The 1,285-nt window shown below is 33.6% G+C and carries 1 pseudogene; it reads left to right on the plus strand.

Features of this window, described 5'->3' with window-relative positions:
- Positions 1 to 32: 32 nt before the first annotated feature.
- Positions 33 to 1,285 (plus strand): annotated as a pseudogene (locus AJN58_RS06210) (hypothetical protein); the annotation flags it as partial.

The following is a 1,285-nucleotide window of genomic DNA, read 5'->3' on the forward strand; positions in this document are numbered from 1 at the left end:
AAATCATTTTAAATAAGGAAGGAGAAAAATATTTGAGTAAAAATATTATTTCAAGTAAGGTGTCTACGGGGGGGGGGATTAAAGAACCCTGTTTAAATTCTAAAAAGATAGTTTTATCTTTAGCTACTATTTCTTTCTTAGCGAGTTGTGCTAATGCTACACTTACTCCTGAAATAAAAACTTATGATGAAGCAAATAAAAATACTAAAGCTAGATCAGCAGCGGGTATGTATAATGCTCAAGCTAAAATTGATACGACTATAAACGGTCCCCATGGTGATAAAATAGAAACTACCGATAAAGGTCCTCATTCTATAACAATTGAAAAAAATGGAACTCTAGGTAATATAGGTAATAACGATAAAATCATCTATATTCATGCTAGCAACAGTGATACTCTTACTCTTACTAATCTTACCAATAAAGGAACTATTAACGGTAAGGTAGCTGTAGAACATGATCAAGGTTTTGCAGGAACCATCACTGTTAACACCTTTGAAAATACAGGTCAAGTTAATGGTCAAATTTATATGGGAGTTTGGGGAGGTCAGGGAACTCTCACTGTGGATCAGTTTGATAACAGTGGAACTATAGCTTCAAGCGATAAAGGAGTTTTTTTCGAAGGCGGTGCTAATAATAAATCCACGATTAATAATTTTAACAATACTGGAGTTATAACAACTTCAACAAATAAAGAAGCTGTTCAGTTTAATTATACCGATGTTAAAACCATTACCAATAATGGAAACATTAAAAGCGAAGGACATAGAGGTATAAGCATAAATAATTCAAGTGTACAAACTCTTAATAATAGTGGCACTATTCAAACCAGCAATCAAGATGTAAAAAACTGGGATACACAAGCAATATATATTGGCAATTCTACAATCCAAACATTTATCAATAGCAAAAACGGAATCTTAAAAGGTGATGGAAGAAAAGATCCAGGAGGACCTAATGGGGCTGCATTTGCGAGCTCTGGGGTTAATCTTCAAGCTTCTACTATAAAAAATTTTGATAACTCAGGCATTCTTTCGGGAAGAGTAGGTATAAATATATCAAGTACTACTATAGATAATTTTAAAAACAGTGGCACTATAGAAGGAACATCTGGAGCCAAACAATTATCAGGAGCAGTATTCATTCAAAGTTGGGGAACTTCAAGCTCCACTATTAAAAATTTTGAAAACACAGGCCTAATTAAAAATCAAAACGGCAATGCTATCTTCATAGGTGATGGCAACAAGATAGAAACCCTTACAAATAAAGGAACTATAGAAGCAGG

The organism is Campylobacter sp. BCW_4321 (genome assembly GCF_001763075.1).
In the GTDB taxonomy this organism is placed as follows: Bacteria; Campylobacterota; Campylobacteria; order Campylobacterales; family Campylobacteraceae; genus Campylobacter_D; species Campylobacter_D jejuni.